The 25,458-nt window shown below is 67.7% G+C and carries 28 protein-coding genes; 10 read left to right on the forward strand and 18 right to left on the reverse strand.

Annotated features, from left to right (window positions below):
• Nucleotides 1-220: 220 nt before the first annotated feature.
• Nucleotides 221-655, forward strand: a complete 435-nt coding sequence (locus tag QRM95_RS03320; protein WP_285246439.1) for a hypothetical protein — start codon at nucleotides 221-223, stop codon at nucleotides 653-655.
• Nucleotides 656-662: 7 nt separating this feature from the next.
• On the opposite strand, the gene QRM95_RS03325 is transcribed toward QRM95_RS03320, so the two are convergent.
• The 12 genes from QRM95_RS03325 to QRM95_RS03380 all read right to left on the reverse strand — a co-directional run bounded on the left by QRM95_RS03325 (nucleotide 663) and on the right by QRM95_RS03380 (nucleotide 12,131).
• Nucleotides 663-1,475, reverse strand: coding sequence for an IclR family transcriptional regulator domain-containing protein (locus QRM95_RS03325; RefSeq protein WP_285246440.1), 813 nt, complete (start codon nucleotides 1,473-1,475; stop codon nucleotides 663-665).
• A gap of 71 nt (nucleotides 1,476-1,546) precedes the next feature.
• Entirely contained in the window at nucleotides 1,547-2,227 is a 681-nt protein-coding gene (locus tag QRM95_RS03330) for a 3-oxoacid CoA-transferase subunit B (RefSeq protein WP_285246441.1), read from the reverse strand.
• Between the two features lies 1 nt (nucleotide 2,228).
• Nucleotides 2,229-2,918: a 3-oxoacid CoA-transferase subunit A gene (locus QRM95_RS03335; protein ID WP_285246442.1), complete on the reverse strand. Its 690-nt coding sequence runs from the start codon at nucleotides 2,916-2,918 to the stop codon at nucleotides 2,229-2,231.
• A gap of 4 nt (nucleotides 2,919-2,922) precedes the next feature.
• Nucleotides 2,923-4,137, reverse strand: coding sequence for a thiolase family protein (locus QRM95_RS03340; protein ID WP_285246443.1), 1,215 nt, complete (start codon nucleotides 4,135-4,137; stop codon nucleotides 2,923-2,925).
• Nucleotides 4,134-4,574 (reverse strand): 4-carboxymuconolactone decarboxylase, encoded by a 441-nt coding sequence (gene pcaC / locus QRM95_RS03345; RefSeq protein WP_285246444.1) that lies wholly within the window; start codon nucleotides 4,572-4,574, stop codon nucleotides 4,134-4,136. Before pcaC ends, QRM95_RS03340 begins: the two co-directional genes overlap by 4 nt.
• Entirely contained in the window at nucleotides 4,571-5,389 is an 819-nt protein-coding gene (locus QRM95_RS03350) for an alpha/beta fold hydrolase (RefSeq protein ID WP_285246445.1), read from the reverse strand. Before QRM95_RS03350 ends, pcaC begins: the two co-directional genes overlap by 4 nt.
• Nucleotides 5,382-6,857, reverse strand: a complete 1,476-nt coding sequence (locus QRM95_RS03355; protein ID WP_285246446.1) for a lyase family protein — start codon at nucleotides 6,855-6,857, stop codon at nucleotides 5,382-5,384. The genes QRM95_RS03350 and QRM95_RS03355 overlap by 8 nt, the downstream gene beginning before the upstream one ends.
• Entirely contained in the window at nucleotides 6,854-7,411 is a 558-nt protein-coding gene (pcaG, locus tag QRM95_RS03360; protein ID WP_285246447.1) for a protocatechuate 3,4-dioxygenase subunit alpha, read from the reverse strand. Before pcaG ends, QRM95_RS03355 begins: the two co-directional genes overlap by 4 nt.
• Before the next feature lie 4 nt (nucleotides 7,412-7,415).
• The gene (gene pcaH / locus QRM95_RS03365; RefSeq protein WP_285246448.1) at nucleotides 7,416-8,288 is read right to left on the reverse strand and encodes a protocatechuate 3,4-dioxygenase subunit beta; all 873 of its coding nucleotides are present in this window, start codon (nucleotides 8,286-8,288) and stop codon (nucleotides 7,416-7,418) included.
• A 53-nt stretch (nucleotides 8,289-8,341) separates the two neighbouring features.
• Nucleotides 8,342-10,210, reverse strand: coding sequence for a bifunctional sugar phosphate isomerase/epimerase/4-hydroxyphenylpyruvate dioxygenase family protein (locus QRM95_RS03370; RefSeq protein WP_285246449.1), 1,869 nt, complete (start codon nucleotides 10,208-10,210; stop codon nucleotides 8,342-8,344).
• Complete coding sequence (locus QRM95_RS03375; RefSeq protein WP_285246450.1) at nucleotides 10,210-11,091, reverse strand: shikimate dehydrogenase; 882 nt, start codon at nucleotides 11,089-11,091, stop codon at nucleotides 10,210-10,212. Before QRM95_RS03375 ends, QRM95_RS03370 begins: the two co-directional genes overlap by 1 nt.
• Before the next feature lie 164 nt (nucleotides 11,092-11,255).
• The gene (locus QRM95_RS03380) at nucleotides 11,256-12,131 is read right to left on the reverse strand and encodes an IclR family transcriptional regulator (RefSeq protein ID WP_285246451.1); all 876 of its coding nucleotides are present in this window, start codon (nucleotides 12,129-12,131) and stop codon (nucleotides 11,256-11,258) included.
• A 230-nt stretch (nucleotides 12,132-12,361) separates the two neighbouring features.
• Between QRM95_RS03380 and QRM95_RS03385 the strand changes: the two genes are divergently transcribed.
• Nucleotides 12,362-13,681 (forward strand): MFS transporter, encoded by a 1,320-nt coding sequence (locus QRM95_RS03385; RefSeq protein WP_285246452.1) that lies wholly within the window; start codon nucleotides 12,362-12,364, stop codon nucleotides 13,679-13,681.
• A gap of 106 nt (nucleotides 13,682-13,787) precedes the next feature.
• Here QRM95_RS03385 and QRM95_RS03390 read toward each other — a convergent pair whose 3' ends face one another.
• Nucleotides 13,788-14,876: an ATP-dependent DNA ligase gene (locus tag QRM95_RS03390; RefSeq protein ID WP_285246453.1), complete on the reverse strand. Its 1,089-nt coding sequence runs from the start codon at nucleotides 14,874-14,876 to the stop codon at nucleotides 13,788-13,790.
• Nucleotides 14,877-14,926: 50 nt separating this feature from the next.
• Complete coding sequence (locus tag QRM95_RS03395; RefSeq protein ID WP_285246454.1) at nucleotides 14,927-15,850, reverse strand: AEC family transporter; 924 nt, start codon at nucleotides 15,848-15,850, stop codon at nucleotides 14,927-14,929.
• 155 nt (nucleotides 15,851-16,005) lie between these two features.
• Here QRM95_RS03395 and QRM95_RS03400 point away from each other — a divergent pair, with 155 nt between their 5' ends.
• Together QRM95_RS03400 and QRM95_RS03405 are read left to right on the forward strand one after the other, a co-directional pair.
• Nucleotides 16,006-17,232 carry a pyridoxal phosphate-dependent aminotransferase gene (locus tag QRM95_RS03400; protein ID WP_285246455.1) on the forward strand — a complete coding sequence of 409 codons (1,227 nt, stop codon included), beginning with the start codon at nucleotides 16,006-16,008 and terminating at the stop codon, nucleotides 17,230-17,232.
• A 123-nt stretch (nucleotides 17,233-17,355) separates the two neighbouring features.
• The gene (locus tag QRM95_RS03405) at nucleotides 17,356-17,592 is read left to right on the forward strand and encodes a hypothetical protein (RefSeq protein WP_018762891.1); all 237 of its coding nucleotides are present in this window, start codon (nucleotides 17,356-17,358) and stop codon (nucleotides 17,590-17,592) included.
• Nucleotides 17,593-17,661: 69 nt separating this feature from the next.
• On the opposite strand, the gene QRM95_RS03410 is transcribed toward QRM95_RS03405, so the two are convergent.
• Genes QRM95_RS03410 through QRM95_RS03420 form a run of 3 tightly spaced genes read right to left on the reverse strand, consistent with a single transcriptional unit; the run spans nucleotide 17,662 to nucleotide 19,299 of the window.
• On the reverse strand, nucleotides 17,662-17,949 hold the full coding sequence (locus tag QRM95_RS03410) for a MoaD/ThiS family protein (protein WP_285246456.1): 288 nt from the start codon (nucleotides 17,947-17,949) through the stop codon (nucleotides 17,662-17,664).
• On the reverse strand, nucleotides 17,942-19,048 hold the full coding sequence (locus tag QRM95_RS03415; RefSeq protein ID WP_285246457.1) for a WD40/YVTN/BNR-like repeat-containing protein: 1,107 nt from the start codon (nucleotides 19,046-19,048) through the stop codon (nucleotides 17,942-17,944). The genes QRM95_RS03410 and QRM95_RS03415 overlap by 8 nt, the downstream gene beginning before the upstream one ends.
• A gap of 50 nt (nucleotides 19,049-19,098) precedes the next feature.
• A complete protein-coding gene (locus tag QRM95_RS03420; protein ID WP_018762888.1) occupies nucleotides 19,099-19,299 on the reverse strand; it encodes a hypothetical protein in 201 nt (66 codons plus the stop codon).
• A gap of 277 nt (nucleotides 19,300-19,576) precedes the next feature.
• Between QRM95_RS03420 and QRM95_RS03425 the strand changes: the two genes are divergently transcribed.
• The 6 genes from QRM95_RS03425 (at nucleotide 19,577) to QRM95_RS03450 (ending at nucleotide 24,998) form a co-directional block, all read left to right on the forward strand.
• A complete protein-coding gene (locus QRM95_RS03425; RefSeq protein WP_285246458.1) occupies nucleotides 19,577-20,293 on the forward strand; it encodes a hypothetical protein in 717 nt (238 codons plus the stop codon).
• A gap of 103 nt (nucleotides 20,294-20,396) precedes the next feature.
• Entirely contained in the window at nucleotides 20,397-21,152 is a 756-nt protein-coding gene (locus QRM95_RS03430; protein WP_285246459.1) for a class F sortase, read from the forward strand.
• Between the two features lie 94 nt (nucleotides 21,153-21,246).
• Complete coding sequence (locus QRM95_RS03435; RefSeq protein WP_285246460.1) at nucleotides 21,247-21,759, forward strand: universal stress protein; 513 nt, start codon at nucleotides 21,247-21,249, stop codon at nucleotides 21,757-21,759.
• Between the two features lie 297 nt (nucleotides 21,760-22,056).
• Nucleotides 22,057-22,416, forward strand: a complete 360-nt coding sequence (locus QRM95_RS03440) for a metal-sensitive transcriptional regulator (protein ID WP_285246461.1) — start codon at nucleotides 22,057-22,059, stop codon at nucleotides 22,414-22,416.
• 49 nt (nucleotides 22,417-22,465) lie between these two features.
• Nucleotides 22,466-22,705, forward strand: a complete 240-nt coding sequence (locus QRM95_RS03445; protein ID WP_285246462.1) for a heavy-metal-associated domain-containing protein — start codon at nucleotides 22,466-22,468, stop codon at nucleotides 22,703-22,705.
• Nucleotides 22,706-22,730: 25 nt separating this feature from the next.
• Nucleotides 22,731-24,998 (forward strand): heavy metal translocating P-type ATPase, encoded by a 2,268-nt coding sequence (locus tag QRM95_RS03450; RefSeq protein ID WP_285246463.1) that lies wholly within the window; start codon nucleotides 22,731-22,733, stop codon nucleotides 24,996-24,998.
• Between the two features lie 3 nt (nucleotides 24,999-25,001).
• Here QRM95_RS03450 and QRM95_RS03455 read toward each other — a convergent pair whose 3' ends face one another.
• Complete coding sequence (locus tag QRM95_RS03455; RefSeq protein WP_285246464.1) at nucleotides 25,002-25,274, reverse strand: DUF2277 domain-containing protein; 273 nt, start codon at nucleotides 25,272-25,274, stop codon at nucleotides 25,002-25,004.
• Nucleotides 25,275-25,458: the final 184 nt, after the last annotated feature.

Here is a 25,458-nt window from a genome sequence, read left to right on the forward strand (position 1 = left end):
GCTCCGGGGGCGGTTGTGTGACAATAGGCGGGATTTACACATCACACATTTTGGGGGACCCATGTCAGAGCGCGCAGATTTCGATTCCACACCGTCCGGCCGGGAGGGTGGGCATGGAGCTCGACTGCCGCAGTACGGCCAGACATCTTCCGATGCGTGGGTACCTCCTGCGGGTCATTTTCAGCCCCCGCTGCCGCAACCGGCCGCACGGGAAGATGTGGTGCGAGGGGCTGTCTATGCCCTTGCGGCCGTACCCGTTGGCGTAGTGGCGTGGCTGGTGCTGTGGAACATGGGCTGGATGGCCTCCATCGTCGCGCTCATCGCCGCTTCCCTGGCTGCCCGGTTGTACGTCCTCGGAACCGGAGGACTGATTAGCCGGCGGGGCGCCTGGGTTGTTGCGGTCGTGACCGTTGGGACCGTGCTGCTGGCGTTCTGGGGCGGCATGCTGGTAGACGCGGCGAAGTTCCTTGGCGGCGGCTCTCCGCTGACAATGCTGGCGGATGCCGAAACCTGGGACCTCCTGTTCTTCAACCTGGCCACCAACCGCGAACTCGTTGACGGGTACGGCGGCGACTTCCTGATGGCCCTGCTGTTCAGCGGGCTGGGCTGCTTCTTCACACTCCGCCGGCTGTTCGCACAGACCCGGACCAGCTAATTTCCTGTTAACCGCGGGCGGTGAGGTCGGCGGAAATGAGTTTCGCCGTCGCCACGATTTCCTGTGCCACGGAGGCCAGGTAGGCGTCACGGTCCGGTTTGGCTTCCACCGACTGGGCCTGCAGGGACACGTTGACCGCCGCGACCACCTTGGAACCGTCATAGACGGGGGCAGCCACGGACATCAGGCCCAGCTCAAGCTCCTGGTCCAGCAGGCACCAGCCTTGGGCCCGGACCGTCTCCAGCACGGCCAGCAACTCCGGGACGCTGCCCAGGGCGCGGGGGGTGAGCGGCTTGACGTCGGCCGCCGCCAGGTAGGCCTTGAGGTCCGACGCCGGCAGGTGGGCCAGCAGGACGCGGCCCATCGACGTGGCGTACGCCGGGAAGCGGGTGCCCACCGTGATCCCGATGGTCATGATGCGGCGGGTGGTCACCCGGGCGATGTAGGCGATGTCCGCACCGTCCAGTACGGCAGCGGAGGTGGACTCGCCCAGCTTCAGGGAGAGCTCCTCGAGGTGCGGCTGGGCCAGCTGCGGCAGTGACAGCCCGGAAAGGTATGCGTATCCCAGCTGGAGCACCTTGGCGGTCAGCGCGAACGTTTTCCCGTCGGTCCGCACGTAGCCCAGCTCCACCAGGGTGTGCAGGAACCTGCGCGCGGTGGCCCGGGTCAGGCCGGTCCGGCCCGCCACCTCGGTGAGGGTCATCACCGGCCGGTCGGCATCGAAGGCGCGGATCACCGCCAGGCCGCGTGCCAGCGACTGGACGTACTGGTCGCTGGCCTGCGGTGCGGCCTGGGTGTCTGTGCGGACGGCGTCGGTCATGGTCACCAATTTTAGGGGCGCTGGGGGTTTCGACAGGCCCACCACCGGCCGGAGCGGTGGTGGGCGCCGGCTCAACCAGCGGCGGCTGCGGCTTTGAGGGGGATGGGGAGGAGTTCCTGGAGTTCTTCGAGGGTGGTGCCGAAGGTTTCGCGGACGGTGACACCGTCCGGGCCAGTGAGGAAGACGCCTTTGTCGGTGTAGACGCGGGTGACGCAGCCGACGCCGGTGACGGGGTAGGTGCAGGCCTCGACGATTTTGGAGGCGCCGTCGCGGGTCAGGAGGGTCATCATGACGAAGACGTCCTTGGCGCCGGTGGCCAGGTCCATGGCACCGCCGACGGCGGGAATCGCCCCGGGCGCCCCGGTGTGCCAGTTCGCGAGGTCACCGGTGGCCGAGACCTGGAAGGCGCCCAGGACGCAGATGTCCAGGTGCCCGCCGCGCATGATCGCGAAGGAATCGGCGTGGTGGAAGTAGGAGGCGCCGGGCAGTTCGGTCACGGGGATCTTGCCGGCGTTGATGAGGTCCTCATCAATCTCCCCGCCCGTGGCTTCCGGGCCCATGCCGAGCATGCCGTTCTCGGTATGGAGGGTGATGTTCTGTTCCTCGGTGAGGTAGTTGGACACCAGGGTGGGCTGGCCGATCCCGAGGTTCACGAACGAGCCCGGGGCGATGTCCCGTGCCACGAGCCGGGCCAGGTCATCACGGCCCAAGGGCGTCTCGGAGGTCTTGATGCTGGTTCCGGTGAGGCTCATCTCAGGCCACCTTTTCTGCTGCGCTGCCGCTGCGGGCAACTTTAACCACGGTGTTGACGTAGATGCCGGGAGTGACCACGTTCTCCGGGTCCAGCCCGCCTGTGGGCACGATCTCGGAGACCTGGACGATGGTGTGCTTCGCCGCCGCGGCCATGATGGGGCCGAAGTTCCGGGCGGTCTTGCGGTAGACCAGGTTGCCCTTGCCGTCCGCTTTCAGGGCCTTGATCAGGGCCACATCGGCGTGGATGGGGGTCTCGAAGACCTGGCCGCGGCCGTCGATGATGCGGGTTTCCTTGCCCTCGGCCAGCATGGTGCCGTACCCGGTGGGCGTGAAGAACCCGCCGATCCCCGCACCCGCGGCACGGATGCGTTCGGCAAGGTTGCCCTGCGGCACCAACTCCAGCTCAATCTCCCCGGCCTTGTACTTGGCGTCGAAGTGCCACGAATCGGACTGCCGCGGGAACGAACAAATCATCTTCCGCACCCGGCCTTCCTTGATCAGCAGGGCCAGGCCCTGGTCACCCTGCCCGGCGTTATTGTTCACCACGGTCAGGTCCGTGGCCCCGCACTCCAGCAGCGCATCGATCAATTCGAACGGCTGCCCGGCATTGCCGAACCCGCCGATCATCACCGTGGAACCGTCCTTGATCCCGGCCACGGCCTCCCGGACCGAATCAACAAAAGTCAGCATTTTCCTAGCCCTTCACTGGTTTTGCCGGCAGGGCGGCGGTGACGTTCTCGAGCACCACAGCCAGGCCCTGGCCCACCCCGATGCAGATCGCGGCGACGCCCCAGCGCTGCCCGGAGGCCTGCAGCGACCGGGCCAGGGTGCCCAGGATCCGGGTGCCAGAAGCGCCCAGCGGGTGGCCCATGGCGATCGCCCCACCGTGCCGGTTCACGATTCCGGGGTCAATCCCCCAGGCATTGATGCAGGCCAGGGACTGCGCAGCAAAGGCTTCGTTAAGCTCGACGGCGCCCACCTCGTCCCAGCCGATGCCCGCCTTCGCGAGGGCCTTGTTCGCCGCCTCCACCGGGGCGTAGCCGAAATACTGCGGATCATTCCCGTGCGCCCCGCGCCCCGCGATCCGGGCCAAAGGGTCCAGCCCCAGCAGCCCGGCGGCCGCCTCGCTCCCCACCCAGGCCGCGGACGCGCCGTCGGACAACGGCGACGCGTTCCCCGCAGTGACCGTGCCGTCCTCCGCCCGGAACACCGTCTTCAACCCGGCCAGCTTCTCGGCCGACGAACCCGCACGGATGCCCTCATCCCGCACCAGGTCCGTCCCGGGCACCGGGGCGACCAGGTTGTCATAAAACCCCTCATCCCACGCCGCGGCGGACAGATTGTGCGAGGCCGCAGCGAACTCGTCCTGCGCCTCCCGCGTCACCCCGTACTTCTCCCGGAGCCGCTCGGTGGCCTCGCCCAGGGAGATGGTCCACTCCTTGGGCATGGCCCTGTTCACCAGGCGCCAGCCCAGCGTGGTGGACGCCAGGGTCATGTCCCCTGCCGGATAGGGCTTCTCGGTCTTGGGCAGCACCCACGGCGCACGCGACATCGACTCCGCACCGCCCACCAGGATGAGGTCCGCGTCCCCGGCGTTGACCTGCCGGGACGCGATGATCGCCGCGTCCAGCGACGACCCGCACAGCCGGTTCACCGTGGTGCCCGGAATCGATACCGGAAGACCGGCCAGAAGGGTGCCCATCCGGGCGATGTTCCGGTTCTCCTCACCGGCGCCGTTCGCGTTGCCGAACACCACCTCATCAATCCGCTCAACATCAAGCCCGGGAGCCCGCTTCACGGACTCCCTGATCACGTGCGCGGCAAGGTCATCCGGACGCACCCCGGCAAGACCGGAACCGAACTTGCCAAACGGGGTGCGCACAGCGTCGTACACAAAAGCCTGGTTCATGACGGGGCATCCATTTCTTTGAAGACCTGCTGGGCAGTTTTGAAGGCGGTATTGGCGGAAGGGACGCCGCAGTAGATTGCGGTCTGCAGCAGGATCTCCTTGATCTCGTCCCTGCTGAGGCCGTTGGTGATGGCCGCACGGATGTGCATGGCCAGCTCCTCCCAGTGGCCGTGGGCCACCATGGCAGTGATGGTCACCGCGGAACGCATCCGGCGCGGGAGACCGGGCCGGGTCCAGATGCCACCCCACGCAATGCGGGTGATCATGTCCTGGAAGTCCTCGGTGAATTCGTCCTTGTTGGCGTTGGCCCGGTCCACGTGCGCGTCTCCGAGGACTTCGCGCCGGACCACCATGCCGCCGTCGTAAATTTCCTGGCTGGTGGCGCCGGGCTGGACCACGCCGTGGCGCTCCGGGCCGGTGTGTTCGGCGGCGCTCATTTGGCGGCCTCCCTTGATTCGGCCCAGCTGATCAGGCTGCGCATCAGGTCCGCGACGTGGGCGGGGGCTTCCGCGGGAGCGAGGTGCGAGATGCCTTCCACCGTCACGGCGGTGGCAGTGCCGCCCCCGGCGGTGATGCCGGTGGCCACTTCGTCCGCCATGTCCGGCGTGGCCACGGCGTCCAGTGCGCCCGCAATGACCTGGGTAGGGACGGTAACGCCGCCGAGTTCGCCGCGCACGTCGAAGGCTGCCAGCGCTTCGCAGCAGAAGGCGTAGCTGAAGCGGTCGGCATCGCGCAGTGAATGCAGGAGCCGGCTGCTGAACTCCGGTTCGCGGTCCATGAAGCCGGGGGCGAACCACCGTTGGGCGGAGCCCTGGATCATCACGGGCGTGCCCTGGGTGCGGACCGTTTCGGCGCGCTCCAGCCAGCCTTCGGGGGTGCCGATCTTCGCGCCGCTGTTCTGCACGGAGAGGCTCTTGAGCCGTCCACCGTGCTTGATCCCGAGCTGCAGCCCCACGGCGCCGCCCAGGGAGACGCCGGCGTAGTGGAAGGCTTCGTCCGGGGCGATAGAATCCACCAGGTCCACGACGGCGTCAGCCAGGGCCGCTACGTCGAAGGGTTCCGTTGCGGCCGGTGAGACGCCGTGCCCGGGCAGGTCCCAGGCCACCACGTCGTAGTCGTTGCCGAGCAGGGACGCCGCCCGGTTCCAGAGGATGGACGATGTGCCCAGGGAAGGACCGACCACCAGCAGGGGGTGGTCGCCCAAGGGTCGCTGGGGTGAGAGCAGCGCTGCTTTGACGGCCGGTTTAGCCACGGGAAGCTCCGTTCGCGTTGGGGGTGCGGGTGACAAATTCGGGGAAGGCTGCGAGGATGCGGCGGGAAATCTCCGCCGATTGGCCCAGGTAGCCGGCGGGATCCAGGAGTTCCTCCAGCCGGACGTCCGGGACGGCGTCAGGGGGGACTGCCTCCCGGAGCAGTTTCCGGTAGGTTGCCGCCTGCTCCCCTGCCGGTGCCTGCAGGGTCCGGTCCACCACGTCCTGCAGCTGTTGCTTGCCGCTGCGGCCGGCGTTCTCCACCAGCAGCGGCGCGATGGCGGCACTGATGCCCTCCGCCAACAGCAGCGGACCGGCGAGGTCCAGGTTGCGGCGCATGGCGTCCGGGAACACCTGCAGTCCTTCCGCCAGTTCGCGGAGGTGGCCGGCGGCCCCGAGGGTGAGGGACAGGAGCTGGCGGAGTGCGGGCCATTCGGTGTGCCAGGCCCCGTCCGGGCGCTCGTCGTTGAAGGTGGCGGCGGCCAGGTGCAGCTGGGAAGCCAGGCCGGGGGCTTGGAGTGCGGCGCTGCGAACCAAAACGGACAGCACGGGGTTCTGTTTTTGCGGCATGGCGGAGGACACGCCGCGGCCGGCGGCGCGCGGCTCTGCGACCTCGGCCACCTCGGGCCGGCTCAGGAACAGGACGTCAGCGGCAATCTTGCCGAAGGCATCCAGGACGGAAGCCAGGGCGTGCCCCAGGGACGTGATGGCCAGCCGGTTGGTGTGCCAGGGGGCCGGCGCGGGGGCCAGTCCCAGCTGGGCTGCCAGGGCATCGGCCAGGGTAAACGGGGTGGCAGCGGAGCCACCGGTCAGCACGGTTCCGGCGGCCAGCGTTCCTGCCGCGCCGCCGAACTGGACCGGGAACTCCAAATTTTCCAGTTGCCGCCCCGCGGCGGCCACGCCCTGGATCCACTGCGCAGCCCGCAGCCCGAAGGTGTAGGGCAGCGAATGCTGCGTCAGGCTCCTGCCCACGCACAGCGTGTCCGCATGCTGCCCCGCAAGCTGCGCCAGCACCGTCGTGGTGCCTTTCAGGTCCGCCAGCACCGCGTGGACGGTATTGCGGGCCAGCAGCATGAGGGCGGTGTCCAGCACGTCCTGGCTGGTCAGGGAGGTATGGACGGCCTTTCCGGCCCCAACCCCGGCGGTATCCAGGACCACCACGTGCTTCCGGAGGTCGGACAGCAGCGGGATCACCGGGTTGCCGCCACCCTGGGCGCGCAGCGCGATATCGGCGAGGTCGTAGCGGCCCGCCTCGGCAGCGGAGGCGACGACGGCGGCGGAACCGGCAGGCGCCAGCCCGGCCCTTTCCAGCACGGCGCCCCAGCCGGATTCGACGGCGAGAATGGCCGCCAGCACTGCCCGGTCCCCCGTCAGCGCTGCCACCAGTGGTGACGCTGACACGGGACTGAGCAGTCCGGCGTCGGCCTCTTCCGCGAAGCCGTGCAGATCTCCCAGGGCGGCGTTGGTCACTGGAAGTCCAGGAAGACCGTCTCGCCCTCGCCCTGGAGGCGGATGTCCCAGGTGAGGCCGCCGTCTTCATCGCGGCGGGCAATCAGCGTCTTGCGGCGTTCGGGATCCAGCGAGCTCAGCAGGGGGTCGTTGGCCAGCGCCTCGGTGTCTTCCGGCAGGTAAATGCGGGTGAACAGGCGGTTGGTCAGGCCGCGGGCGAAGATCGCCACGGAGATGAACGGGGCCGCGCCCGGCTTGGTGGGACCGGGGTTCACCGTGGTGAACGTAAAGACGCCGGAGTTGCCCACGGCGCCGCGGCCCCAGCCGGTGAAGGTGTAGCCGTCACGGACCAGGGAACCGGTGCGCTGGACGACGTTGCCGCGCGCGTCGGGCTGCCAGATTTCAAGGATGGCGTCCGGGATGGTGTGGCCGGCGCCGTCGTAAACGGTGCCCTGGAGGCGGATGGAGCCGGGCGAGCCGGGTGCCAGGAGCTCGTTGTCCTTGTCGAACGGGAGCGCGTAGCCATAGAACGGGCCGACGGTCTGGCCCGGGGTGGGAACAAGTTTGGTGCTCATTTTCCTATTCCTCGTCACCTTCTGCGCCGAGCGCTTCGTTTTCGGTCCAGGTCCGCTTGGGCCCGGTCAGGACGATGTCCCAGTTGTACCCCAGCGCCCATTCGGGCTCGGTGAGGCTGTGGTCGTAGGTGGCCACCAGCCGGTCGCGGGCGTCCTGGTCCACGATGGTCTGGTAGATCGGGTCCAGCGGGAAGAGCTGGTCGCCGGGGAAGTACATCTGGGTGATGATGCGCTGGGTGAACTCGGTGCCGAACAGCGAGAAGTGGATGTGCGCCGGGCGCCACGCGTTCAGGTGGTTCTTCCAGGGGTAGGCACCGGGCTTGATGGTGACGAACCGGTACGAGCCGTCCGGGCCCGTGATGCAGCGGCCGATGCCCGTGAAGTTGGGGTCGATCGGGGCCGGGTGCTGGTCACGCTTGTGGATGTACCTGCCTGAGGAGTTGGCCTGCCAGATCTCCACCAGCTGTCCCGCCACCGGACGGCCCTCGCCGTCCAGGACCTTGCCGGAGACGATGATCCGCTCACCCAGGGGTTCGCCGTTGTGCTGGATGGTCAGGTCGGACTCCAGGGCGTGCACGTCCTGGTGCCCGAACGCCGGCGAGTAGAGCTCAATGGTTTCGGGGTCGGCGTGCTGCAGGCTTTTGGTGGGGTGGCGCAGGATGCTGCTGCGGTACGGCGGGTAGTCCAGCCGCGGCTGGGTCTCCGGCAGGCCGCCGTCTTTGAGGGCCCGCTGGTATGCCTCGCCGATGGCGTTGATCTCTGCACTGAGGTCCGCCTGCGATTCGATGGCCTTGTCCAGTGGCTGGTGGGCAGCCTTCGGTTCGGCCGGGGGCACGAGTTCCTCCGACTCCAGCTCCGCGGTGATGTCTTCCGGCATGGCTGGCTCCTTTCTCATCTGTTGGGTTTGCAGTGTCTGTGGTCTGGGTTGGCTCAGGTGCGGTGCAGGGAGTCGTACTGAACCGCGTGGCGCACCGGGGCGTTGGGAGCGCCGTAACCGTCATAGCTGCCGCGGCGTTCCACCATTTCGAAGAACACGCTGCCCACGGTGGCGGTGTAGAAGTGCAGGAATTCCCCGTCCGCGTCCCGGTCGAAGAGCAGGTTGAGTTCCTGCAGCGTGGCCAGGAACCCGGGTTCAAGGTCGAACCGGGCGTCCAGGTCCTCGTAGTAGTTGGCGGGGATCTGCAGGAACTCGAGGCCCTTGTCGCGGGCGGCGCGGGCCGTGGCCACGAGGTCGTCCACGGCGAAGGCGATGTGTTCCTGGTACGTTTTCTGGCCGTGCGCCTGCTGCACCGGGGCGAGGTTGAGCACCAGGCGAACCGCGCCGTTGGAGGTCTGCATGACCTGCGAGCGCACCAGGCCGCTGGGGCTGGGCACCTCGGCGAACGGCTGGGGTTCCAGGGCCAGGGCGCTGGTGTAGAAGAGGACGGCTTCGTCGAAGTGCTGCCACGGCTGGGCGAGGTTGACGTGGTCAATCACGGCCCGGGCTCCCGCGGAGGGGTGTTCGAGGCCTTCGCCGAATTCGTGGGTCCAGGCGGCGGTGCCGTCCGGGCTGCCCTGGCAGAGGAAGATTTCGGTGGAGTCCGGGGCGGCGATGCCCTGGAAGACTTCCTCGTCGGCCTGGACCTTGCGGGCCACCACGGGGGCCTTGAGCTGCTGGGCCCGGGCCGAGGCAATCACGGGGGAATCGACGTCGAACCCCAGCGCGGCGATGGCGGGCTCGGCGTGCGAGGCCGCCTGTTCGTTGATGATCACGCGGGCCTGGCCCATGCTCCAGAGCTGGACGTCCTTGGTGCGGTGCCGCCCCTCGAACGCGAAGCCGAGCTGGCCCAGGAGCTTCTCCAGCTGCGCGGTATCGTCCGCCTTGACCTCGGCGAAGTTGAAGCCGGCAGGTTCGTTGACCTTGGGCAGGGTGGCCAGTTCCATGGGATAACGACGGCGGGGCGCGCCGCCGCCGGGAACGGTACCGGCGGCGGGGGCGTCCGCGAGCCAGTTGGCGCTCTGTTCCTCCAGCCAGATGAGCGACCGCATGGCATCGACGGCCGTGCGGTCCACGTCGGACTGACGGAAGACGTCGTTGAAGACCTCCAGGGAAACCGGGCCGGTGTACCCGGCACGGACCACGTGGCCCATGAACTTTGCCAGCTCGAACTGGCCTTCGCCGGGGAAAACCCGGTAGTGGCGACTCCAGGACAGCACGTCCATGGAGAGCTTGGGGGCGTCTGCAACCTGGACGAAGAAGATCTTGTCCGGGTTGATGCTTTCGATCGGCGCAGTGTCCCAGTCCCGGGAGAGGATGTGGAAGGAGTCCAGGCAGGTCCCCAGGTTGGGGTGGTCCACGGTCTCCACCAGCCGGTAGGCGTGCTCGTAGTCGTTGACGTACTTGCCCCAGGCGAGTGCCTCGTACGCCACCTTGACGCCGTGGTCCCCGGCCAGCTGCGCCAGCTCGGCGAGCTGTTCGGCGCGCAGGGCGTCGTCGTCGATGGTGGCCGTGGCAACGTTGGAGCACACCAGGATGGTGTCCATGCCCAGGCGGGACATGAGCTTGAACTTCGCCTCTGCGCGCCGGAGGTTGGCCTTGAGCAGGTCCGGGGTGACGCCGTCGAAGTCCCGGAACGGCTGGTAGAGGTCCAGGCCGAGGCCAAGGTCGGCTGCCATTTTCCGCACGTCCTCGGGGCTGAGGGGCGAGGTGACCAGGTCCTGTTCAAAAATCTCGATGCCGTCGAACCCGGCGATCGCGCAGGCCTGCATCTTTTCCTTCAGCGTGCCGGACAGGCAGACGGTGGCGATTCCCGTACGCATCAGGCTGCCACCTCCTCGGCGGCCACAAGCTCCAGGAAGTGTGCCCGCATCCGGTCCGGGTCCGCGTCCTGGCCGGTGAAGATCCGGAAGGCGTGCGCTGCTTGGCCCACGGCCATCCGGCCGCCGTCCAGGACCTCGCAGCCCTTGGCGCGGGCCCCGCGGACCAGTTCGGTCTCGATGGGGCGGTAGACGATGTCCGCGACCCAGTGGCGTTGCTCCAGCAGGTCCAGGTCCAGCGGCACGCCGGGGTGCGCGGCCATGCCCACCGGGGTGCAGTGCACCAGGCCGTCGGCCAGCGGCATGAGCCGCGGCAGGTCCGCCGGCGTGCCTGCCGTGATGGTGTTCTCGGGGAAGAAACCCTGCAGCTCGGCGGCCCGGTCAGCCGCCCGGGCCGGGTCCATGTCCACGAGGTCAAGGGTCCGCACGCCGGCAGTGAGCAGGGCATAGGCGACGGCGGATCCGGCTCCGCCGGCGCCCAGCTGCACCACGCGGTCCAGGCGGGCTCCGGGGAGGCCGGATGCCAGGGCGGCGGCGAAACCGGAGAAATCGGTGTTGTGCCCGATGAAGCGGCCGTCCCTGATAACCACGGTGTTGACGGCACCCAGGCGGCGGGCGTCCGGGGAGATCTCATCAAGGTGCTCCAGGACGAGCTGCTTGCAGGGGTGGGTGATGTTCAGGCCGTTGAAGCCCAGGGTGCGTGCACTCTGCAGGATGGTGCCGACGGATTCGCCGGACAGGCCCAGTTCGAGGAGGTCAATGGGCCGGTAGAGGTAGCGCAGGCCCTGCACGTCCCCTTCGCGTTCATGCATGGGAGGGGTGAGTGATGGCGTGACGCCGTCTCCGACCAGTCCCACGAGGTAGGACTCAGTTCGATTACTCATCCGTGCAGCTCCTTTGGTAACGGCACCGGGGAACTGCTTCCACGCGGGGAGCGGCTTGTCCGGTGATAGGGATTACAGTACAGCAATTGTTCACTCTGCGCACTCTAGTTCGAGATACGAACAAGGTGATGGATCGCAGGCTTGGTTGGCGCGGATCGAAGCGGTCAGGCGCGCTGCGGCAGGCGGTCAGCCAGCTCCGCAGCCGCCTCCTGCAGGACGGGAACATGCACCTCCAGCTCTTCAAGGCTGAGTCGGAACACGGGGACTGCCGTGGCCAATGAGGCGAAGGCGTGCCCCTGGCTGTTGAGCAGCGGGACGGCCACTGCGCGCATACCGGCCTCGTTCTCTTCGTCCATGACCGCGTAGCCGCGGCGGCGCACCTCATCGATTTCCTTGCGGAAGGCGTCGCGGTCCGTGATGGAACGTTCGGTGAGGGCCTCCAGCGGAAGCTCCGAGAGCAGCCGCTCGCGTTCCGCATCGTCTGCGAAAGCCACCAGGGCCTTCCCTACGGCAGTGGTGGAAAGTGAGCCCAGGTGGCCGGGGTCGCTGGTGACGCGGAAGATCTGCGGGCCGTCCACCTTGCTGACCGTGAGGTGGTGCAGGCCGTCGCGGACGCTGAGGATGGTGGCCTCCCCCGTCCGCTCGGTCACCCGCCGCAGGATGGGCAGGGAGGTGCCGGCGAAGCCGTGATGGTTGGAGACCCGCTGGCCGAGCTGGAAGATCCGCAGGCCCAGGTGGTAGCGGCGACCCTCAGGCTCATAATCAACGAAGCCGTCGCGCGCCAGCGATCCCAGCAGCCTGTACGTGGTGCTGAACGGCAACTCCGCGCGCCGCGAGATTTCGGCGGCGCTTGCCCCCCGGGGTTCGTCCCCCAGGAGGACCAGCAGGCTAAGTGCCTTGCCCACCATGTCCGGGCGCTCGGCAGCCTTGGTGGCGGCCTTGGGTTCGGGAGGCAGGGCATTGACGGGCGCCTGGCCGGGGACAGCCGGGCCGGGACCAGTGGATTCGTCGTCGGCCACTGTGGTTTGGTTCACACTCATAACTCGATGTTGCCACAATGTGAGAGCTATTTCTAGATCGTGAGTATTTTCTTGACAAGTGACTGCCCTCACAGACATAGTTTCTGTATCGCAAAAGTAGCTCTCACCATGTGGCTACGAATTGCCGGGTCTTTCCGGACTCCAGCCGCATCTCGCCGCCCGCACCCAGGCAGCGGCGGCTGCGACCACCAGATCCATCCGCGACAATGTCGTCACACCAAAGGAACACCATGAGCCAGACACTTCCGTCCGCCGGGGCGGGTGCCCTCACCTCCGGCGGGACGCCCAAGAAGGCAGCCCTTGCCAGCTTCCTCGGCAGCGCCGTCGAGTATTACGACTTCTTCATCTTCGGCTCCGCGGCCGCCCTGATCTTCCCCAAGGTCTTCTTCCCCGACGCCGACACCAACGCCGCGATCATGTCCTTTGCGACGTTCGGATTCGCCTACGTGGCCCGGCCGGTGGGCGCCATCATCCTGGGCCACTTCGGTGACCGGGTGGGCCGCCGCAAGGTGCTGATGTTTACGTTGTTGCTGATGGGCGCCTCCACGTTCGTGATCGGCTGCCTGCCGGACTTCAAGACCGTCGGCTGGTGGGCTCCCGTCCTGCTGGTGCTGGCCCGCCTCTGCCAGGGCCTCTCGGCCGCAGGCGAGCAAGCCGGCGCCTCCTCCATGACGCTCGAGCACGCCCCGGACAACCGCCGCTCCTTCTTCACCTCATGGACCCTCACCGGCACCCAGGGCGGCCAGATCCTCGCCGCCCTCGTCTTCATCCCCGTCCTGGCCCTGCCGGACGAGATCAAGTTCGGCATCGGCTGGCGCATCCCGTTCTGGCTCAGCGCCGTTGTGGTGGTGGTGGCGTTCCTGATCCGGCGCACCCTGCACGAACCGCCCGCGTTCGAAGAAGCCCGCAAGACCGCCCAGATCGCCAAGCTGCCCGTCGCGGATCTGCTCAAGGGTCACTGGCGCGACGTCCTCCGCGTCATCTGCTGCGCGTTCATCGCCGCCGTGTCCACCGTTTTCGGCACCCTGGCCATCAGCTACGCGAAGACCGTGGCCGGCGTGGACGGCACCACCACCCTGTGGCTCGTGGTGGGTGCAAACCTGGTGGCCCTGGGCACGCAGCCACTCTTCGGGATGCTGGCGGACAGGATTGGCCGCAAACCCGTTTTCATCTACGGCGCCGTGGCCAGCGCAATCCTGACGCCGGTGTTCCTGCTCAGCCTGGAGTCCGGCAGCATCCCCTTGATGTTCCTGGCCGCCATTGGCTACTTCTCCGGAGGCTACGCGGCAGCCAACGCCGTCTGGCCGTCCTTCTACGCCGAGATGTTCAGCACCAAGGTCCGCTTCTCCGGCCTGGCCATCGGCACGCAGCTCGGCTTCCTGATGGCAGGCTTCGCCCCCGCCATCGTTGCAGCCATGGGCGGGATCCAGCCCGGCGGCTGGGTGCAGATCTCCGTCTTCACCGGCATCATCTGCGCCATCGCCGCCGTCTCGGCCCTGACCGCCAAGGAGTCCTTCCGGACCCCCACCAGGCTGCTGGGCATGAAGTAGGCGCCGAAAGCGTCAAACCAGCCCGGTTTTGGAGTCGGGAAGCCCGCCATTCCCCCAAATGGCGGGCTTCCCTTTGTGAAAGATGGGCTGCTTCGGCAGCAGTCCGCTACGGACGGCCGGTCTCCAGCACCGAGGCGAGGTCGAAGTTCACCGGCTCCTCGAGCTGGGCGTAGGTGCAGGATTCCGGATCCCGGTCCGGCCGCCAGCGGTTGAACTGCGCGGTGTGCCGGAATCTCTCGCCCTCCATGTGGTCGTAGCGGACTTCCACCACGAGCTCGGGCCGCAATGGAATGAAGGACAGGTCCTTGCCGGCGCTCCAGCGGCTGCCCTCGGCGTTCCGCGGCGTCCGCTCGCCCTCCTCCTGCTTGGCCCAGGCCCATGGGTGGTGGTCGAAGTCTGTGACCAGCGGCTGGAGCTCGTCGAACAATTCCTTGCGCCGCTTCATCGGGAAGGCGCCGATCACGCCCACGCTGGCCAGGCCGCCGTCGTCCTTGTACAAGCCCAGCAGCAGGGAACCGATGGCGTCGGGCCCGCTCTTATGGAGCCGGTAGCCGGCCACCACGCAGTCAGCGGTCCGTTCGTGCTTGACCTTGAACATCACGCGCTTGTCAGGTTCGTACCGGCCCGCCAGGCGCTTGGCCACGATGCCGTCCAGACCCGCCCCCTCGAACTGCTCAAACCACTGTGCCGCGGTGTCCTTGTCCGTGGTGGCTGCCGTCAGGTGGACGGGCGCGCAGCTGCCCGCGAGCGCCTTCTCCAGGGCTGCCCGCCGCTCCGAGAACGGCCTGCCGGTGTAGTCGTCATCGCCCAAGGCCAGGAGGTCGAACGCCACGAAGGAGGCGGGTGTCTGCTGGGCCAGCAGCTTCACCCGGCTGGCGGCGGGGTGGATGCGCTGCTGCAGGGTATCGAAATCGAGCCGGTCTCCGGCGGCGCCCACCAGGATGATCTCGCCGTCCACCACGCAGCGGGGCGGCAGGTTCTCCTTCAGGGCGGCCACCAGTTCCGGGAAATAGCGGGTCATCGGTTTCTCGTTGCGGCTGCCGATCTCCAGGTCGTCGCCGTCCCTGAAGATGATGGACCGGAAGCCGTCCCATTTGGGCTCGTAGCTGAGGTCCCCGCCGCCTGGAATCCCATCGATACCGCTGACGGCCTTGGCGAGCATGGGCGGGACGGGCGGCATCACGGGAAGTTCCATAGCGCCCATTCTTGCCCGGCCGGGCCCCCGGACGGTAGGGCGGCACGGATTCAGGCGGCCAGAAGCCAGACGATCAGCACCAGCACCGGTGCCGCGGCGGCAGTGGAGAGCAGGATGGTTTCCCGTGCCACGGCCACGCCGCGGCCGTACTTGCTGGCGAACAGGAACACGTTCTGCGCGGAGGGAAGCGCCGCCATGAGCACCACGCCCAGGAGCATGTGATGGTCAAGGTTGAACAGGAAGCGTCCGACGACGAAGGCCAGCAGGGGCATCACCGCGGACTTCAGTGCCGTGGCCGTAAGGATTTCAGGGGTGTGGCCGGCACTTCGAAGCATGGTGGTTCCGCGCAGCGACATCCCGAACGCCAGCAGCACCACCGGGACAGCCGCCCCGCCCAGGAGCGTCAGCGGGGCCATCACCGGGGCCGGGAGCTCCACGTGCAGCGCGGCCAGGACCACGCCCAGCAGCGAGGCGATGATCATGGGGTTCCGGAAAGGCTGGGTGAGCATCAGCCGCGGAGAGAACCGTCCCGCGGCGGACAGGTCCAGGAGAGTGAGGACCAGCGGGGCGAACAGGAGCAGCTGGACCAGGAGCACGGGGGCCACGGGTGTGGCATCCCCCAACGCATAGAGCGTTATGGGGATGCCTATGTTGTTGGCGTTGACGTAGGACCCCGCCATCGCGCCGACGGCCGTCTCCGCGAGCGGCCGCGGAAACCAGATCCGGCTGGCTGCCACATACAGCATCGCGGTGGCGGCGGCCGTGATCACGGCCAGCGGTACGTAGGCAGAGAAGACCACTGACAGATCCGATTTCAACACCACTGTGAAGAGGAGCACCGGGTTGGTGATGAAAAAAGCGGTACGGGTCAGTGCCATGATGGTGGGTTCGTCGCCCAGGCCGCAGCGTGCAGCAAGGTATCCGACGGCGATGACGACGCCGATCACGGCGAGGCCGATGAGCACTCCGCCCATAGGAGGCACTTCCTTCCGGTCCCCCTTGTGCTGCCCGGCGCGGGACGAGTGGGACTACAAGTATCCAACTTATCGAACAAGTGGCCTCCGGTCGGCAGGCGGCCACGACGTGGGCTGCCACACGCCGCGGACCGGCGTGTGTGAAAAAATCAACCATGCGAGCCATGCAACATTCCAGCAAACTCCAAAACGTCCGGTACGAACTCCGGGGACCGATCCTGCAGGCGGCCAAGAACATGGAGGCCGAGGGCCACCGGATCCTCAAGATGAACCTCGGGGACACCGCACCTTTCGGGCTGGAAGCGCCGGAGTCCGTTGTGGTGGACATGATCCACCACCTCCGTGGCGCCCAGGGCTACAGCGATTCCAAGGGCATCTTCACGGCGCGGACAGCCATCTCGCAGTACTACCAGACCCGGGGCCTGATGAATATCGGCGTCGAGGACATCGTGATCGGCAACGGCGTCAGCGAACTGATCAACATGTGCCTGCAGGCGTTCCTGGAAAACGGCGACGAAATCCTGGTCCCGGCACCGGATTATCCCCTCTGGACGGCCGCCGTGACCCTGACCGGCGGCAAGCCGGTGCACTACCTCTGCGACGAAGCGGAGAACTGGTGGCCGGAGATGGCCGATGTGGAAGCGAAGATCACCCGCCGCACCAAGGGCATCGTGATCATCAACCCGAACAACCCCACCGGCGCCGTTTACCCGCGCCACGTCCTGGAGCAGTTCGCGGAACTGGCCCGGAAGCACAACCTGGTCCTGTTCTCTGACGAGATCTACGAGAAAGTGCTGTACGCGGACGCCCAGCACATCCATACCGCGGCCGTCGCCGAGGACATCTGCTGCCTGACCTTCAGCGGACTGTCCAAGGCCTACCGCATGCCTGGCTACCGGGCCGGCTGGGTGGCCGTCACCGGGCCGCTGGCCGCCACCGCCGGTTACCGCGAAGCCCTCGAACTGCTCGCTTCGCTGCGCCTGTGCGCCAACGTACCCGCCCAGCACGCCATCCAGACCTGCCTGGGCGGCTACCAGAGCATCGAGGCCCTGGTGAAGCCCGGGGGCCGGCTCCGGGAACAGCGCGACCTCGCCCATAAGCTGCTTACGGCCATCCCCGGCGTCACCTGCGTGCCGGCGTCAGGCGCCATGTACCTCTTTCCCCGCCTGGATCCGGAGCTCTACCCCATTAAGAGCGACGAGCAGTTCGTCCTGGACCTGCTCCGGGACCAGAAAATCCTCGTCTCCCACGGCTCGGCCTTCAACTGGCCCGCACCGGACCACTTCCGCTTCGTGATCCTCCCCTCGGTACTGGACATCGAGGAAGCGGTCCGGCGGATCTCCAGCTTCCTCGCCGCCTACCGGGGCGGAACAGCGGCATGAAACCGCCGCGGCGCGAAGAACTAACCGCGCCCTAACCGCGAGGAAACCGGCACGCAACAATCCGCGCCCACACTGGTTAACGCAGGCAAGAGCCGGCACCAGCTCCAGCCAGGAGGCCCCGCGATGTTGAAGAAGGCGACCACGCATGTAACCAGAGTCCGCGCACTGGACCAGCTCCACCGCGGTGACGAAATCGAAGCCCGCCTCTCGGTGGGGCCCTCCTACGACGACGTGGTGATCCGCCGCGGCAGCGTCCAGGAAACCGCCCCCGGGATCGGCGTGGTCTGGATCCTGGACCGGATCACGGGGGTCCGGAAAGCCATCAATACGGACGAATGCAGCGTGTGGCGCGTGGCTTAGGCACTGGATGTTTGGCGGCGGGCGCAGTCAGTCAGGACTGCCCGCCGCCAGGCCGACCGGGCCTGCCTTTCAGCCGCCGGCCACCGACTGGATCACCAGGACCTCCTGGCCCGGCGCGACTTCGGTGTCCAGGCCCTGCTGCCGCCGTACCTCGTCGCCACCCACGTAAATGTTGACGAACCGCCGCAAGGCGCCGGTCTCGTCGCGGAGCCGCCTGCCCAGGATGGCATAGTCCGCGGCCACCGCATCAAGGAGCTTTCCCACGGTCACCGGCCCGTCGGCGGGTGCAGTCAGGACGGACTGCCCGCCGGCCAGGGGCTGCAGGACACTGGGCAGCACCAACGAAATGTCAGGCACCGGCCACCACTGCCGCCCGCACGCACAGGACGTCCGGCAGGTGGGTGGCCACTTCCGTGAACGTTCCGCCCTCGTCCGCACTCGCGTAAACGGTCCCTCCCCGGGTGCCGAAGTACACCCCTGCCGGCTCGGCGGTGTCCACCGACGCCGCGTCCCGGAGGACGCTGTTGTATTCCTCGTCCGGCAGGCCGGCATCGAGCCTCGTCCAGGTGTTCCCGGCGTCGTCCGTGCGGTGCACGGCGAGCTTGCCCCCGGGCGGTATGCGTTCGCCGTCGGCCTTCAGCGGAACCACCCATGCCGTCCCCGCCCTGCGCGGGTGGGCCAGCATGACGAAGCCGAAATCGGCCGGCAGGCCCTCGGCGATGGAGTCCCAGCTCTCGGCATTGTTGTCCGTCCGGTAGACCCCGTGATGGTTCTGGGCGTAGAGGCGCCCGTCCACCGCCGCGTCCGCCGCGATCTTGTGAACGCACTGGCCAAACTCGGGGTTGGGATCCGGCATGAAGTACGCGGAGATTCCCTTGTTGCGCGCTTCCCAGGACGTACCGCCGTCGAGCGAGCGGTAAACGCCGCCGGTGCTCATGGCCACGTGGACGGTGTCACCTCCGGGGTGGACCACGATCGAGTGCGCCGCCGCCCCGCCGTAGCCTGCTCCCCATTCGGTGCGGTGGGGGTGGTCCCACAAACCGCGGTTCAGCTCGAAGTGTTCGCCGCCATCCGTGGACTTCCAGACCGAGATGGGTTCGGCTCCTGCCCACACCACACCGGGGCGTGACTCCGTGTCCGGATAGATCTGCCAGACGCGCTCCAAGGCCGCGCCCGTGTCTTCCGGAAACCTGATGGCCCCGTGCTCAGGCTCGGTCCAAGTGGCGCCGAGGTCATCGGAGTGCGCCACCGTGGGTCCCCAGTGCGGGCTGCTGACTCCCACCATGATCCTGGTGCGGCCCTCCCTGGTGTCGATGCCGATGCTGGGGATTTCTGCCATCAGGAAGTGGGGCCCGGTGAAAGACCACTCCTGCCGGTCCTGGCTTGTGGCCAGCCACAGCCCCTTTTTAGTGCCGATCGCCAAGAGGTATGTTTGCGCCGTTGCCATGCGCACCATGCAACCACCCGATGGACCAGCGCGCAACGGTTTCAGGGTCCCGAAGGCCTTCAGTCCACAAACTCCGATTGGGTCTGGATGAAGTCCCAATCGGCGGCGTTAAGGACGGCCGCCGGATTACCGGGGTGGGGTCCGCCGGCCTCCGCAATGCCCTGGAGTACCGGAAGCGGCAGCTCCTCCGCATAGAGGTTTTCCCGGAGCCACTCCTTGCTTGCAAGGTCCAGGTCCAGCCACCACATGAAGATTTCCATGTTCACCTCCCTGCGTCAGTTAAAACGTTAAGCGCGGCGCAGGTGGCGGACAAGGCTTCGCAGCGGAAGCAGGTGGGCCATGCGGCTTTTAGGGTACCCGCAAGTAACCTGGCCACCCCGGCCGCGGAAAAGACGAGTAGCCGCTACTCGCGACTGCCTTCGGGGGGCGCCCCTAGCCTGAAAACTCACGCAAGCTGACCGTGCTGCTGGGGCCCTTGGCGCCACCGCTGCCTTTCCTCACCATGGTCCGTTTCACACATATATATGGGGAGAAAACATGAAACGCACCTTAGCCACACTGGGGGTGATGGGCCTGGGCCTGCTCAGCGTCACAGCACCCGCCATGGCGGCCTCCGACCAAGTGGTGGTCTGCCACTGGGACGGCAGCGGCCTGTCGCCGTTGTCGTTCAACGTCAACGGGATTGGCGGACACGCCCAGCATGCAGAAGACATCATCCCGCCGACGCCCAAACTTCCACAGGGAAAGAACTGGACCAACGCAGGAAAGATCCTCTACGTCGCCAATTGCGCGCCGCTGCCCCCGGGCGAGGTCATCGATCCTCCCGTCGTCGTCGATCCCCCCGTGGTGACACCGCCGGTCGTCACCCCGCCGGTCGTCGTCGACCCGCCGGTGGTGACCCCGCCGGTCGTAACCCCTCCGGTCGTCACCCCGCCGGTCGTCGTCGATCAGCCCGTGGTGCAGCCGCCGGCCGCCGCTCCGGTGGTCAACCCGCCGGCCCCCGTCGTCGCAGCGGCCGCTCCTGCCCAGCCCGCTCCCGCCCAGCAGGTTGCCGCGGTCCCGCAGACCGCAGCCCAGCCCGCTCCGGTGGCAGCACCCGTCAGTGTGGGAACCAACCAGGGCTTCAACGCCCAGACGGCGGTTGACGCCAGGGACGGCGGCCCGGCCTGGCTCGCCGGCGTGGGAGCACTGGCGGCCGCCGGAGCCGCGGTGGCAGTACGCCGCCGGTCCCGCTCCGTGAACACCGCCGGCTAGCCGGTACAGGCCGCTCGCAGCGGCCCCGCGACAAGGAAGGCGTCCTGCCAGTGCCCGGCAGGACGCCTTCCTTCCACCACCGAACCAACGCAGGAGGAGTGCCATGCCACAGCAACGGAGCCGGCACGCTGCCCGGACCCGGCGGCCGTGGCGGCGCGTGAACCGGGGCGACCTGGCCATCCTCTCCTGCGGCGTGGTGGCCTTCCTGTCGTTCACCTTTGGCAGTCCGCTGTTCCCCCAAGGACAAGCGGCGCCCCACACCGGCTCCGCGGTCACCGCCCCCATGACGCCAGGCGCCGTACCGTCCGGAAGTGCGGCCGCCCCGATGGCCGTCACAGGCACGCCGGATGCCACGCCCGCCCCCGTCCAGGCGTCCCCGGCCGCAATCCCGGCCCCGGCAGGACCCCAGCTTCCGGCCGCAGCGCAACCCGTCCACATCCGCTACCCCTCCGCTGACTTCGATGTGGCCATCCATCCCCTGGACCTCGATGGCGCGGCCCAGTCCAGCCGGACCATCGAGCCGCCTGCCACCAAGGACGGCTACTGGCTGACACCGTTCGGGATCCCGGGCAAAGGCTCCGGCAACACCACATACGTGATCGGCCACAGCTGGGAGGGTGCGGACGCCCCGTTCAACCACCTCAGTTCAGCGGCGGCCGCGGGCGACCGCTTTGAGGTGGAAACCGCTGCCGGCACCATCACCTACAAGGTGGACAGCGTCACCACCTACAAGAAGTCCACCCTGAAGGACAGCCCGGTCTGGGACATGGTGCCCAACCGGCTGGTCCTGATCAGCTGCTACACGGAAGATCCATGGGGCAAGAATGTTGTGGTCACTGCCTACCCGGCGGTGGCTTAGCTCCGAAACCGGCCACAGCGCAGGGCGAACGACTCCATGCGACAGGCCGAAGGTACCTGTTGACGCCGCACCCCGTGGGCGGACAATGGGCAGCATGACGTGGGAATACACTGACGGTGCACCGCTGCTGGTGGGGGTTACGCCCAAACAGCACCCGGAGGTCCTCCAGACCGCGGCAAACCTTGCCACCCGCCTGGCCGCGCCCCTGGTGTGCGCTTACGTGGATGAGGCCAGCTACCTGGTGGAGTGGGACCCTGCCCGATCCGCCCACCGGCTTTCCCTGCATCCGGACGACGACAGCGACCTCCCGGGCCTTGAAACCGAACTGAAGGCACAGATCCGGGCTGCCGTGGACAAGGCGGCGTCCGGCGGCGGCGCGCCGGAGTGGTCGCTCCGCACGCTCGCCGGGGATCCGGCCCGCGCCCTGGGGCAGCTCGCCGCCGAGTTGAACGCTCCGATGATCATCGTCGGAACCTCCGAACGCGGCTTTTCGCACCGCCTCTCGGAAGCCCTCAGCGGCTCGGCGGGCACGTGGCTCAGCCATCACCAGAGCCGCCCCGTCCTGGTGGTCCCCTACCGGATGCCAGCCCATGAGGACGCTCCGTAACCCTCAGATTCCAACGAAAAACAGCCCGTCGGGCCACCGCCTAAAGTAAAGCGAAAGTAGTTATTCGCGTAGCTGGCGCGGTGCCCTACCAGCCAGTAAGCTGGTTCAAGCAGGCCGGTTCCGCGGAGGCGGAAACGGGAAACTGCCCAAATGCTGCTCCGGAGTGCGTATCCCCCAATAACGCACTCCGGAGCTTTTTTGTGCCCTTTTAGCAGCCGGCCAAGCAAGAATCCCAAAGGCGGCCGATACCCCCATAGGGTACTTGAAAGATACCCCCATGGGGTATAGCGTGAGTATATGGACCCAACCGAAGAAGCTGTCGTGGCGGTGGAGCACGCCCGCCCGGCCGGAGATGCAGCACCCCAGCACGGGTACACGGGGAACAAGGAGGCCTACCTTCGGCGCCTGAAGCGCATCGAAGGCCAAGTCAGGGGCATCGCCCGCATGGTGGATGAAGACAAGTACTGCATCGACATCCTGACCCAGGTTTCCGCCGTCACCAAGGCCCTGCATGCCGTCAGCCTGGGCCTGGTCGAGGAACACATCGGCCATTGCGTGGTGGGGGCGGCCTCGGAACCGGACCCCGCCGCACGCGCCGAGGCGATCGATGCCAAGGTGAAGGAAGCCGCCGACGCCATCGGCCGCCTGCTTCGCTGACCACAGAACCCCCGACCCGGCCAGCGCCGGCAAAAAGAAGGAGCACGCCATGAGCACCACCTCCCCCGCCACCACCACCATCAGCGTCTCGGGCATGACCTGCGGCCACTGCGTATCCGCGGTCAGCGAAGAAATCGAAGCCCTGGACGGGGTCCAAGCCGTGAAGGTGGACCTCAACGACGGCGGCATCTCCACCGTGACCATCACGTCCAGCGGCGACCTCTCGCCCCAGGACCTCGGGGAGGCCGTAGCTGAGGCCGGCTACCTGATGGTCGCCAACGAGGCCTGAAAGCCTCCCGTACCGGAAAGCGGACATGAGCCACCAAGAACTGCTGCACCCGCCGGGCACCCGCGTGGTGGAACTGGACATCCAGGGGATGACCTGCGCCTCCTGCGTCAACCGGGTGGAGAAGAAACTCGGCAAGCTCGACGGCGTGGCAGCCACGGTCAACCTGCCCCTGGAGCAGGCCTATGTGACGGCACCGGACGGCATCACCGACGAGCAGTTGGTGGACACGGTCAACGCCGCGGGGTACACGGCGAGCGTCCGCGTGCCACGCACGGCGGACCCCGGCGTCGAACACGCCGCCGCACAGCTTCGCCCGCGCCTGATCCTCGCCGCCGTCCTGACCGTGCCGGTCTTCCTGGTGAGCATGGTCCCCGCATTCCAGTTCCCCAACTGGGGCTGGGTGGCGGCCCTGCTGTCCCTTCCCGTGGTTACCTGGGCGGCGTGGCCCTTCCACCGGGCGGCCGCAGTCAACGCCCGGCACCTGGCCTCCACCATGGACACCCTGGTGTCGCTCGGCGTAGCCGCCGCCTACCTTTTCTCGGCCTGGCAGCTGGTGGCCGACCCCGGCATGACGGAGCACCCGGGCATGGAAGCCATGTCCGGCGGCCTGTACTTCGAGGTGGCTTCCGTGGTCACCACCTTCCTGCTCCTTGGCCGCTACCTGGAGGCCAACGCCAAACACAAGGCCGGCGACGCGCTCCAGGCCCTGCTGAACCTGGGCGCCAAGGACGCCACGGTCCTGCGCGGCGGACGCGAACAGCAGATCCCCGCGGACCACCTGCAGGTGGGCGACGTACTGGTGGTCCGGCCGGGCGAGAAGATCGCCACCGACGGCGTGGTGATCGACGGCGATTCTGCCGTGGACACCTCGCTGGTCACCGGCGAATCCGTTCCCGTGGAGGTGTCACCGGACAGCCGCGTAACCGGCGCCACCATCAACACTTCCGGCCGCCTGCTGGTCCGGGCAACCCGGGTGGGGTCGCAGACCACGCTGGCCCAGATGGCCCGCCTGGTATCCCAGGCCCAGACCGGCAAGGCACCGATCGCCCGCCTCGCGGACCGCATCAGTGCGGTGTTCGTTCCGGTGGTCCTGGCCGTTGCCGTCCTCACGTTCGTGTTGTGGCTCCTGCTCGCCGGTCCGGACGCGGACGGCGGCCACCTTCGGCAGGCCTTCACCGCAGCCGTCGCCGTGCTGGTGATTGCCTGCCCGTGCGCCCTGGGCCTGGCCACCCCGGCCGGGCTGTTGACGGGCAGCGGCCGCGGAGCGCAGCTGGGCCTGCTGATCAAGGGCCCGCAGGTCCTCGAAGATACCCGCACCGTGGACACCATCCTGCTGGACAAGACCGGCACCGTCACCACCGGCGCCTTGGCCGTGGACGCCGTGCTGGCATTCCCCCGGTTCACCCGGCAGGAAATCCTCCGGCTGGCCGGCGCCGTCGAGGCCGCCTCCGAGCACCCCGTGGGCCGGGCCGTTGCAACTGCGGCTTCCACACAGGATCCTGCGGGCACAACCGACGAAGGCGGCCTGCCGCCAGTGCAAGGGTTCAGTTCCGCCCCGGGCGGCGGGGTGTCCGGAACCGTAGAGGGCAGGTTTGTGTTGGCGGGGCGCAGCGGCTGGCTGGGGCAGAACGGCGTCATCCTGGACGCCGCCCAGCAGGCCAACCTGACGGCCGCCGAGGAAAGCGGTGCCACGGCTGTTTGCGTCGCGGTGGACGGCACTCCGGCCGGGATCATCAGCCTCCGGGACACCGTCAAGGAAGGTTCCGCGGCCGCCGTCGCCCGGCTGAAGGCGCTGGGCCTGCGGCCCATCCTGTTGACCGGGGACAATGCCGCGGTCGCCGCCCGCGTGGCCGCCGCCGTCGGTATCGCCGCGGACGATGTCCACGCCGGCGTCCTGCCCGAAGGGAAGGTCGAAGCGGTGCGCAGGCTCCAGGCCGGTGGTGCCACGGTGGCCATGGCCGGCGACGGCGTGAATGACGCCGCATCCCTGGCGCAGGCGGATCTGGGGATTGCCATGGGGTCCGGAACCGACGTCGCCATCGAGGCCGCTGACCTGACCGTCATGGGCAGCGACCTGGGCCAGGTGGCGCAGGCCATCGAGTTGTCCCGGAAGACCCTGGCCACCATCAAGACCAACCTGTTCTGGGCATTCTTCTACAACGCGGTGGGCATCCCGGTGGCGGCCTTCGGCCTGCTCAACCCGATGATTGCCGGAGCCGCAATGGCCGCCAGCTCGGTCCTGGTGGTTACCAACTCGCTGCGGTTGCGCGGCTTCGGGAAACCACAGCAGTGAGCCTCAGGCGGTTCCGTACCGCACGGACGCGCGCGCCCTGGCCTTGGCCGCTTCGGCCTCCCGGTCCTTGGGCGGCGCCTGCGTCACCAGGGCGTCGAGCAGGTGTTGCGTGATGTGCGCAATCTCGTGCACCGCATCGTCAAAGGCATCCTGGTTGACCTTGGACGGTTTGGTGCTGCCACTGATTTTGCGGACATACTGCAACGCGGCAGCATGGACTTCCTCCGAGGTGGCATGCGGTTCAAAGTTGTGAAGGGTTCGGATATTCCGGCACATACCGCCATGCTAGGCTCTTCGAACGCCTGGGATCGACCCCTTTTTCCCGGATCCAGCCACGGCGCCATGGGGAGGCCTGCATGGGCAGGGCTGCCCATCGACACCGTTTTACGGGCCGGGGTAGGTTTTAGGCAATGGATCTTCCGGATGAGCCGGGGGGCCGCTGGGGATGCCGACCAGGTTC

It is taken from the genome of Pseudarthrobacter sp. efr-133-R2A-89 (assembly GCF_030209315.1).
Taxonomy (GTDB): Bacteria; Actinomycetota; Actinomycetes; order Actinomycetales; family Micrococcaceae; genus Arthrobacter.

What these genes read in the sequence shown, in the direction of transcription:
- QRM95_RS03325 (WP_285246440.1), bottom strand. Translation starts at nt 1,475, where the DNA reads ATGACCGACGCCGTCCGCACAGACACCCAGGCCGCACCGCAGGCCAGC.
- QRM95_RS03330 (WP_285246441.1), bottom strand. Translation starts at nt 2,227, where the DNA reads ATGAGCCTCACCGGAACCAGCATCAAGACCTCCGAGACGCCCTTGGGC.
- QRM95_RS03335 (WP_285246442.1), bottom strand. Translation starts at nt 2,918, where the DNA reads ATGCTGACTTTTGTTGATTCGGTCCGGGAGGCCGTGGCCGGGATCAAG.
- QRM95_RS03340 (WP_285246443.1), bottom strand. Translation starts at nt 4,137, where the DNA reads ATGAACCAGGCTTTTGTGTACGACGCTGTGCGCACCCCGTTTGGCAAG.
- pcaC (WP_285246444.1), bottom strand. Translation starts at nt 4,574, where the DNA reads ATGAGCGCCGCCGAACACACCGGCCCGGAGCGCCACGGCGTGGTCCAG.
- pcaG (WP_285246447.1), bottom strand. Translation starts at nt 7,411, where the DNA reads ATGAGCACCAAACTTGTTCCCACCCCGGGCCAGACCGTCGGCCCGTTC.
- pcaH (WP_285246448.1), bottom strand. Translation starts at nt 8,288, where the DNA reads ATGCCGGAAGACATCACCGCGGAGCTGGAGTCGGAGGAACTCGTGCCC.
- QRM95_RS03370 (WP_285246449.1), bottom strand. Translation starts at nt 10,210, where the DNA reads ATGCGTACGGGAATCGCCACCGTCTGCCTGTCCGGCACGCTGAAGGAA.
- QRM95_RS03375 (WP_285246450.1), bottom strand. Translation starts at nt 11,091, where the DNA reads ATGAGTAATCGAACTGAGTCCTACCTCGTGGGACTGGTCGGAGACGGC.
- QRM95_RS03380 (WP_285246451.1), bottom strand. Translation starts at nt 12,131, where the DNA reads ATGAGTGTGAACCAAACCACAGTGGCCGACGACGAATCCACTGGTCCC.
- QRM95_RS03385 (WP_285246452.1), top strand. Translation starts at nt 12,362, where the DNA reads ATGAGCCAGACACTTCCGTCCGCCGGGGCGGGTGCCCTCACCTCCGGC.
- QRM95_RS03390 (WP_285246453.1), bottom strand. Translation starts at nt 14,876, where the DNA reads ATGGAACTTCCCGTGATGCCGCCCGTCCCGCCCATGCTCGCCAAGGCC.
- QRM95_RS03395 (WP_285246454.1), bottom strand. Translation starts at nt 15,850, where the DNA reads ATGGGCGGAGTGCTCATCGGCCTCGCCGTGATCGGCGTCGTCATCGCC.
- QRM95_RS03400 (WP_285246455.1), top strand. Translation starts at nt 16,006, where the DNA reads ATGCGAGCCATGCAACATTCCAGCAAACTCCAAAACGTCCGGTACGAA.
- QRM95_RS03405 (WP_018762891.1), top strand. Translation starts at nt 17,356, where the DNA reads ATGTTGAAGAAGGCGACCACGCATGTAACCAGAGTCCGCGCACTGGAC.
- QRM95_RS03415 (WP_285246457.1), bottom strand. Translation starts at nt 19,048, where the DNA reads ATGGTGCGCATGGCAACGGCGCAAACATACCTCTTGGCGATCGGCACT.
- QRM95_RS03420 (WP_018762888.1), bottom strand. Translation starts at nt 19,299, where the DNA reads ATGGAAATCTTCATGTGGTGGCTGGACCTGGACCTTGCAAGCAAGGAG.
- QRM95_RS03425 (WP_285246458.1), top strand. Translation starts at nt 19,577, where the DNA reads ATGAAACGCACCTTAGCCACACTGGGGGTGATGGGCCTGGGCCTGCTC.
- QRM95_RS03430 (WP_285246459.1), top strand. Translation starts at nt 20,397, where the DNA reads ATGCCACAGCAACGGAGCCGGCACGCTGCCCGGACCCGGCGGCCGTGG.
- QRM95_RS03435 (WP_285246460.1), top strand. Translation starts at nt 21,247, where the DNA reads ATGACGTGGGAATACACTGACGGTGCACCGCTGCTGGTGGGGGTTACG.
- QRM95_RS03440 (WP_285246461.1), top strand. Translation starts at nt 22,057, where the DNA reads ATGGACCCAACCGAAGAAGCTGTCGTGGCGGTGGAGCACGCCCGCCCG.
- QRM95_RS03445 (WP_285246462.1), top strand. Translation starts at nt 22,466, where the DNA reads ATGAGCACCACCTCCCCCGCCACCACCACCATCAGCGTCTCGGGCATG.
- QRM95_RS03450 (WP_285246463.1), top strand. Translation starts at nt 22,731, where the DNA reads ATGAGCCACCAAGAACTGCTGCACCCGCCGGGCACCCGCGTGGTGGAA.
- QRM95_RS03455 (WP_285246464.1), bottom strand. Translation starts at nt 25,274, where the DNA reads ATGTGCCGGAATATCCGAACCCTTCACAACTTTGAACCGCATGCCACC.